Annotated in this window: 6 protein-coding genes; 2 read left to right on the top strand and 4 right to left on the bottom strand. The window is 36.2% G+C overall.

The features are described from left to right. Nucleotides 1-208: 208 nt before the first annotated feature. From AFK68_RS20605 to AFK68_RS20590, 4 genes are all read right to left on the bottom strand, one after another. Nucleotides 209-892: a Crp/Fnr family transcriptional regulator gene (locus AFK68_RS20605; protein ID WP_094674668.1), complete on the bottom strand. Its 684-nt coding sequence runs from the start codon at nucleotides 890-892 to the stop codon at nucleotides 209-211. A 579-nt stretch (nucleotides 893-1,471) separates the two neighbouring features. Further along, nucleotides 1,472-1,825 carry a DUF1257 domain-containing protein gene (locus tag AFK68_RS20600; protein WP_094674666.1) on the bottom strand — a complete coding sequence of 118 codons (354 nt, stop codon included), beginning with the start codon at nucleotides 1,823-1,825 and terminating at the stop codon, nucleotides 1,472-1,474. 175 nt (nucleotides 1,826-2,000) lie between these two features. Further along, nucleotides 2,001-3,521, bottom strand: coding sequence for an AAA family ATPase (locus AFK68_RS20595; protein ID WP_094674664.1), 1,521 nt, complete (start codon nucleotides 3,519-3,521; stop codon nucleotides 2,001-2,003). A gap of 144 nt (nucleotides 3,522-3,665) precedes the next feature. Continuing rightward, nucleotides 3,666-4,016: a hypothetical protein gene (locus tag AFK68_RS20590; protein ID WP_094674662.1), complete on the bottom strand. Its 351-nt coding sequence runs from the start codon at nucleotides 4,014-4,016 to the stop codon at nucleotides 3,666-3,668. A gap of 2,029 nt (nucleotides 4,017-6,045) precedes the next feature. Between AFK68_RS20590 and AFK68_RS20585 the strand changes: the two genes are divergently transcribed. Together AFK68_RS20585 and AFK68_RS20580 are read left to right on the top strand one after the other, a co-directional pair. Further along, complete coding sequence (locus tag AFK68_RS20585; protein ID WP_094674660.1) at nucleotides 6,046-6,852, top strand: COP23 domain-containing protein; 807 nt, start codon at nucleotides 6,046-6,048, stop codon at nucleotides 6,850-6,852. A 27-nt stretch (nucleotides 6,853-6,879) separates the two neighbouring features. Beyond that, nucleotides 6,880-7,680, top strand: a complete 801-nt coding sequence (locus tag AFK68_RS20580; RefSeq protein WP_094674658.1) for a serine protease — start codon at nucleotides 6,880-6,882, stop codon at nucleotides 7,678-7,680. The last annotated feature ends 493 nt before the right edge of the window (nucleotides 7,681-8,173 follow it).

The raw sequence follows: 8,173 nt of genomic DNA, 5'->3' as shown, positions 1-8,173 counted from the left end.
TGGAGAAACAATGAATTTATTTTCCTTTTATTCAATCCAATCCGTTTTAGGGAGAGGTAATTATCAATTATCCATTATCAATTATCAATTATTAAACCGGAGCATATATCAGTTCTTAATGTAAATTTTTCGACAAAAATAGCTATAATTTAATTAATTTTTTACTTCTTGTCAAAAATATTACTGTATCAAAAATCATTAACCTAGTTTACTGACTAGCTAAATGCATTAAATGTTTAAGATTAAGTAAGTGGATTAACTGATGTTCCGGGTCTCTACTAATCCAACCCTTAGTATCTAATTTAGTCATAATTTTGCTAGTTTCTTCAATTGTGATATCTGTTACATCAGCTAAATCTTGGTCAGAAATATTAAATATTTCACAGGTTTTTTCCGTAGTCTGACCGTAATTTTCCGCTAATTCTACTAATGTATTAGCAAGTTTTACTGCTGGAGGTCTATGACGCAGTTGATAACGAACGTTTGTCTGCCTGAGACGCTTAACCATCAGTTGTAGCATTCGGTGATGTAATTGAGGGTCTTTGAAAAGAGTTTGAATAAATCTTTGAGCCGAAATACTAATCAAACGGACTGGAGATAGGGCAACAACATCATTTGAGCGGGGTGATTCATCTAAAATGGCCATTTCACCAAAAAAATCTCCTCTCCCTAGAATAGCGAGTGCAACTGAGTTGTCAGGAGACAACCTGCGTCTGACTTTGACCCAACCTGATACCAGAAAGTAGACAGCATTACCCCAAGCATCTTCCATTAAGACTACTCTGTCTGAGGGATACTCGTGTTTGACTGCAACAGATAGGAGCCATTCCAAGGTTTCTGGGTTAGCTCCCTTAAATAAAGGAAAAAGCTCACTGAAAGCTTCTGTCTGCATGAAAATTAGCACTCTTTATTGTATCTTGTGATTGTTAAACTCAACAGCTATCATACTAGAGTTTTTTTTAGTTCAGCAAAATTATATTTGTATTTGTTAGAATAGCAGTCTTTCCACCCCTAACTCTCCTTGAGAACCTTGGGTGAGACTTTCAAATCTAACCATACATCTCTAAGTACCTATAGCTGCTTTAGCTAACTTTAGCTATACTAACAATCTTTTTTAACTTCCCCAGCGGGAAGTCCCGCGCTCTCCCGTAGGGGAGCGTCGTATGGGAAAGCCGGGCTAGGGTGTACGGTTTTCCTATAGTCCTAGCTGCTATAGCCATTGACAATTATATACACAGCCATTATAATATCTACCATTATTACAACAGGGGGAGGACATCACCTCTGTCTAAACAGCGGTCAGGGTTTCCCAGACTGAAGAATCCCGCTTTTTCCCGTAAGGGCAACGTCGGGAGTATGTCAAAATTAGTATTATCTACTCCTGGGTTAATACAAGTTCCAATCAAAATAGCTAAAAAAACGGGCTAACCCGATTTTGGTTAACCCGCAAACTTGGGAACGCGCAAATATATTACTTCTGCACTACCAATTTGACATTAGCGTTTTGTAGACCACGTTGCTTAACAGCAGCTAAGGTTTTGTTAACGGCATACTTCTGATTGATGGAATTGATCAACTCAGTTTGATTATGCTTCTTAGCAACACCCCATAAATCAGCGATTAAGTCAAAAGAACCATCGCTATTACGAGACCAACCTAAATCATATTCACCTTCGAGAACAGCAACGATATCGGAACGTACACGTTGGCCATTGTAGCCACGAACATCAGCATTAGTCTTAACTGTAACTCCCAGATCGCGCAGGGAAGTTTTTAAGATTTCAGCGTCAGTGATCTTAGTACGAAGGGTGCTGAAGTGAGACATTTGGGTTTCCTCCTAAATTTAAAATCAAAACAGAAACAACAACGGTTTTTATGGAATAGTACCACCACTCATAATCATTAAATTGATTTTGAGGAGATGTGGTTTTTTTTAGAAACTGCTAGCAACTTTATCTTGTTTACTAGCCTTTACTCCTGTTTGGACCAGGAGAAAGCTTTTAAAACTCCAGTCTTTGATACTCGGCGACTGAAGATGCAGCAGGCCGCGCACGTTGTCTAGCCCAATCCCGTAGAGCAGTAACTTGCTCTGTCATGGTCTTCGATAACGGTAGTGTAGATTTAATTGCGGCAATAATATCTAGCTGCGTAAATTCTCTATTTTGAGCAAATGCTTCATACATAGCAGCGATTATGGCTTGCTCTATTTCTGCACCTGAAAAGCCATCGGATACATTAGATAGTTGATCCAGATCGAAGCGTTCAATATCTCGACGTCTTTTTATTAGGTGAATTTTGAAAATATCTTGGCGTTCTTCTTTGTTTGGTAAATCTACAAAGAAAATTTCATCAAATCTACCTTTTCTCAAAAACTCTCCTGGTAGACGTTCTACTCGGTTAGCAGTTGCCATTACAAACACTGGAGAAACTTTTTCCTGCATCCAAGTTAAGAATGAACCAAATATCCGACTAGAAGTACCTCCATCAGAGTCTGCTGAACCTGTACTACCTGCAAAGGCTTTATCCAACTCATCTATAAATAGAATAGCAGGTGAAATTGATTCGGCTGTTTTGAGAGCATTTCGCAAGTTAGCCTCTGAACGCCCTACCATTGAACCATCGTATACCCGTCCCATATCCAACCTTAATAAAGGTAGACCCCAAAGACGAGATGTAGTCTTTGCTATTAGAGACTTGCCACATCCAGGTATTCCCAGAATTAACATCCCTTTTGGCTGAGGTAAGCCATATTCTCTGGCACGCTCTGTGAAGGCATCAGAACGTTGCCTTAACCAACGTTTCAGTTCCTCTAGACCACCTACAGCATCTATAGTTTCATCCTCTTCTATATACTCTAGAATGCCGTTGCGCTTAATGAGCTGTTTTTTCTCAGAAAGTACAATCTCAACTTCGTTTTCTGTTAGGCGTCCTGCTGTTACTTGGGCTTTACGATACACTTTTTCTGCTTCATCTTTTGTTAAACCCAAAGTTGCTTTCAGGAGCTTTTCCCTTGTCTCTGTGGAAATACGACGGTTTTTACTATTCTCTAATTGTTTTGACAGAACTTGATTCAAGTCCTTCATATCTGGCAGTGGAAAGTCAAGGACAACTACTTCCTTTTCCAGCTCTATTGGCACATTCTGCATGGGAGACATTAATATAATTGTCTTATTTGTACCTTTAAAACTAGCGATCGCATCTCTTAACCACCTGGTAACTGGTGGTGAATCAATAAATGGATGTAAATCCTTGAATACATATATTCCAGCACCACTATTAGGATCTCGCTGCCTGATTACCCACTCTATAGCTGCCTCTGGTGAGACTGTATTATGCTGAGTTGTGTTTTTGCTTTGGCCATACTCTACAATACCGTGAGTAACTGTCCAAACAAACACCTTGCGTGAGGACTTGGCTTGAGCTAATGCTGCAATTGCCTGCTCTGACCGCTCTTCCTCGGAGGTTACGAGGTAGATCAGAGGATATTGAGCTTGGATTAGAATATTGAGTTCTTCTTTCATAGTCCTCGATCTAGTAGAGACGGTACAAAGTTTACAGTGCGTGAATTTATCTTGTTTTTTTCCCTGCTACTATGACTTCTGAGAGATTTTTTTATTGTCTCTATTAATTAGTCATTCAGATGTAGTTTTTCGCTACAACAAAAATTAGCAGGGGACTAACTCTTGTTCTCCCGGTTGAGCCTCAGATTTTTCTAATTCTGGGGTTTGCTTAACTGGGATATTTTGGTCTGCCAAAACACTTGGCTGATTTTTGATGGAGACCAGTTCTCCTTCTCGGATTACAACTGAGCTTGTACACTCTGGACAAGTGTATACCCGGTGGGTTTGTCCATATTTTGAATTTAGGTCATCAACTACTTCTGGGTTTTCTAGATAGAAAAGGATAGCCCTTTCTGCTATTGATGACATTGGTTCCGAGTCAACTGCTGCTCTTATTTTGAGCTTGCGATGCAGTTCTGGTTGAATATATAATGTAACTTTTTGCTTGTCTTGCATATGACAGTCAACTTGTTTACCCGGGTATGTATCTTACATTAACGGNTTTGAATTTAGGTCATCAACTACTTCTGGGTTTTCTAGATAGAAAAGGATAGCCCTTTCTGCTATTGATGACATTGGTTCCGAGTCAACTGCTGCTCTTATTTTGAGCTTGCGATGCAGTTCTGGTTGAATATATAATGTAACTTTTTGCTTGTCTTGCATATGACAGTCAACTTGTTTACCCGGGTATGTATCTTACATTAACGGCTCTTTTCGGGAATGTCAAGCCGTTAAACCGCTTTGACTCTATTATTGTAACATTTGTTTACACTTAGAGACAATAACCAACCAAAAATAAAGGCTATATTATTGACTGTGTAAGAGTTACAGATTTTTTGCATTATATTTTTTGATAAAATTTTTAAACAAAAACTGAAAACAAATATACTTTTATCAAAAAAAATGGGTCTAAAACCCTGCCTTTTAAGGCGAAATGTTTTTGGAGTGGCGCATAAATCCCTGTTATAGCGCTGTGCGCAGGCAACAGGCAACAGGCAACAGGGGGAATAAATTGCCGATAATATAAGACTTTTAGCTATTTGGCCCCTCCTGCAATTTGTAAATATACCAGCGCTCATTGCTATACAAAAAACAACTGATTTCCTAGGTCATGCTCCTAATTAGGCGTTTACGTTTGCAGAGCATTCCGAAGGAAAGTATTCCGGAACGGAAATCACCCCTACTGACTTCTGACTTCTGACTTCGTTAAGTATTGAGACAAAAATAATTACAGCAGTTTCCGGGCGTTATGAGGTACATATATTGACGGTTAAGAATTTAGAATTGGTGGTGGTGCATAGTAATGGTATAGGGAGTGTGGGGGCTGTGGGAAGTGTGGGACAAAATATATATTCTTACCATTACTATGCAGGACTACCTTAGAATTTAGTAGTTATCCAGAGTATGACTAATAGGAAGTTGACTGGAAATGTTTGTAGAGTCAGTTGTACGTTAGTTATTTCGGAACCTGGTGTTACTGTAACTTATAACAACGGTAAGCACTCTCATAGTTTAATCACTGTTTAATCACTTTTTAACAGGACTTGCGCAAAGGTACTATATATAGAGTTTAAAAACTATAACGTTATAGTTTGTGACTCTATATATATGGTCTGCTGCGTAAGTCCTATTTAATTAAAAATTAATATAAGTAAAATTTAGGTATTTGCTATATTTAATTTAAGGGTTATTGTTTAGAGCAACTCGTTCAATTGCCACTTCTTATATTTAAGTTGTATAGGTTTAAACAGAGTTCATTAATGGATAATTATCTCTTTTGGTAAAAAATCCTTAAAGTTAATAGTCAAAGTTAGTCTATATTCTAACCATGAACAATAACATTAACTATCCTGAACTTTTGGGTGGTTGTGAAAAGGTACGAATCAGAGTTGCTAAATTTAATGCCAAATTCTAAATATATAGCACTTTGCACGACTAATCAATACAGTAACAATAGTAAGTAAAATAAGTTCTAATTTACTCAAAGTTTATTGCTTCAATTATTGTACTTAACTTTAGTAAGCATTTCCTACAGAATGCTGCTCAAACAGCCGTCAGCTAATGGATGTTAGCTATTCTTTTTGGGGCAGGTTTAAACGTTTATTGAGCCAGATATTAAATATTACTAAAAGTAGTCTGCTTTGATGTTAAAGTCTATTAAATTCATTTAAGATCCTTAAGCTCTAATTGCACTCGTGCTGACTGCTAATAGCTGTAACTTTATGCAAAGGGCTGTATTAGGACTGATTTTCTGCATAAATTATCTACTACAATAATTAACGAGAAGCAAGTGATTTTTTGAACTAATTTAAAGGTTTATGGGATTGTTAAAAACCAAAAATTATCAAGATAAATTAGTTATTTAGGTGATAAACATGGAGATAATTTAGAACTTTATTATAAGAGAAAGTAAATCAGAACAATANAATTAGTCGATGGGAAGCAATTTCTAAAGTCTGCTGATCTTTAGAAAATATTAATAATTATGATACAAAAAAAGATATTACCTATTTTATCTGTAGTGGCGATCGCTGCTCAAATTCTCATAGTAGAAGCACATTCAAGTTTGGCAAAAATTACAAACTTAAATAGTAGATTAGCTCAATTGAATACTTCTGGTAACGAGCTGGATAATACTTCCACAAATTCAGTCCATCCTAAAAATATACGTTTTAGTCGCCGTTACGCATACAAATATAAGTTTGAATGTACACCAGACAATCAAACAGAGTTAGCAATATACCAAGCACGTCGTAATCGTCAAGGTCAAATAATTGGACTTTGGAAAAAAGCTGCTAATAGACCTTTAATTCAATGGACACAGACAGGTTCATTAGAATTTGGTGAAAAGTATCCTCCAGAAGTTAGATGTCAGGCAGTTACAGATAGATTTAATCAGCATTTTCTCAGGGGAGGAAAACCAAAAATGCCTCCTTTAAGTGAAGGAATTCTTAATGGTATGGCGGTAGTTTGTGCCGCTAAAGCAGGTGCTTGTAATTCAAGTAATTTGTTGTGGACTCTCAGAAGTAATAATAGAGGTACTAACGGCAAAATTATGATTAGTCTAGTAAGCTCCCTGAAAGGCGATGCTAGTAGTAGTTTAATATTTGAAAGTACAGATCTTGTCGATGTGAAAAATCAAGGAGATGAATGGGTAGAAAAATTGGCAGTTATTGATGATAGCTTAAAAGCAGCATCAGTAAATCAGGAAAAAATACTGGAAGTGGATATGGAAAAGTTGATAGAGGAAGCTATAACTGAAGAACAAAAAAAGCTGGAAATTGAGGAGTAATTAGACTCAAAATAATAATTTAATTAAATGAAAAAATTGATAAGTTTAATGGCAATAATTCCAACTTTTTTGGAAGTTTGCATTTTACCATTAGCATCCACCCCGGAAGGAATTAATATTAAGCAAATTCAGGAAATTTCTGCTTTTAAGTCAAATACTGCTGTGGAAGCGCTTGCCCAACCTATTACTGTGAGATTACTAGGAGAAAATATTGCTGGTTCTGGGGTGATTATTTCTCAAGTAGGAAGTGACTATTTTGTACTAACTTGCGCCCATGTAATTGATTCTGATCGAGAAGAAAAATTTGTAGTTTTAACTTCAGATGGAAAAGAATATACTGCCCAGAAAGATAGTAGATTTAATTTTAGAGATAGAGATATAGATTTGGCAGTGGTTAAATTTTCCACAAATAATCAGTACCCAGTTGCTGTTGTTAGTGATAATTTTAATTTAAGTTTAGGAGAGGAAGTTTATGTGACTGGATTTCCTAATTATGAGCAAAAATCGGTAAATTATATTCCGACTATAGATTTAGGAATTAAACCATATAATTTTACTAAGGGAAAGGTTATTCATGTACTGAATTTACCCTTGGAGAAAGGTTACAAAATTGGTATGAGTAATGAGATTGAAGTTGGGATGAGTGGAGGTCCGGTTTTGAATCAAGATGGTGAGTTGGTTGGGATTATTGGTCGGACAAAATATGGTTTTGGTGGTTTGGATGCTTATCGATTTTCTGATGGTAGTCAACCTTCAGAAGAGCTAGTGGAAGAATTTTTTGTTGCTAGTTGGGCAATTCCTATTCCTAAGTTTAATCTTGTTCAATAATTAATAATTACCTATTCTGTAATAGAAGTATTTGCTAAAAGGAAGTTTTTTTCTTCTCTTTTTTTCTCCATGAATGGAGAGGCTTTATACCTTGATTTTNTGTTGCTAGTTGGGCAATTCCTATTCCTAAGTTTAATCTTGTTCAATAATTAATAATTACCTATTCTGTAATAGAAGTATTTGCTAAAAGGAAGTTTTTTTCTTCTCTTTTTTTCTCCATGAATGGAGAGGCTTTATACCTTGATTTTTAGGTAATTTTTATGGTAATTAATTCAATAGGTATCTCCAGAAAAGAGGGAGTAGGGAGTAGGGAGTAGGGGAACATATTTTCGAGCCAAAGATACGAAAAATGATTTTTTTTAGTGACTTTTACTTCTTTTGCTTAAGTTCAATAAAGAGTAAGTTTATTTTCTGGATATATCTAATTATTTGAGAATCTTTTGACATAAAAATGATTAGTAGGAGTAAAAACAAATATGATGAACATTAGAAA

Source organism: Hydrocoleum sp. CS-953 (assembly GCF_002260545.1).
Taxonomy (GTDB): Bacteria; Cyanobacteriota; Cyanobacteriia; order Cyanobacteriales; family Microcoleaceae; genus Trichodesmium.
The sequence above is the reverse complement of the archived record's forward strand: the minus strand, read 5'-3'. Positions and strand labels throughout refer to the sequence as shown.

Bases quoted from the DNA above. Each gene is read 5' to 3' on its own strand.
- AFK68_RS20580 (WP_094674658.1), top strand. From the start codon at position 6,880: ATGAAAAAATTGATAAGTTTAATGGCAATAATTCCAACTTTTTTGGAA.
- AFK68_RS20590 (WP_094674662.1), bottom strand. From the start codon at position 4,016: ATGCAAGACAAGCAAAAAGTTACATTATATATTCAACCAGAACTGCAT.
- AFK68_RS20595 (WP_094674664.1), bottom strand. From the start codon at position 3,521: ATGAAAGAAGAACTCAATATTCTAATCCAAGCTCAATATCCTCTGATC.
- AFK68_RS20585 (WP_094674660.1), top strand. From the start codon at position 6,046: ATGATACAAAAAAAGATATTACCTATTTTATCTGTAGTGGCGATCGCT.
- AFK68_RS20605 (WP_094674668.1), bottom strand. From the start codon at position 892: ATGCAGACAGAAGCTTTCAGTGAGCTTTTTCCTTTATTTAAGGGAGCT.
- AFK68_RS20600 (WP_094674666.1), bottom strand. From the start codon at position 1,825: ATGTCTCACTTCAGCACCCTTCGTACTAAGATCACTGACGCTGAAATC.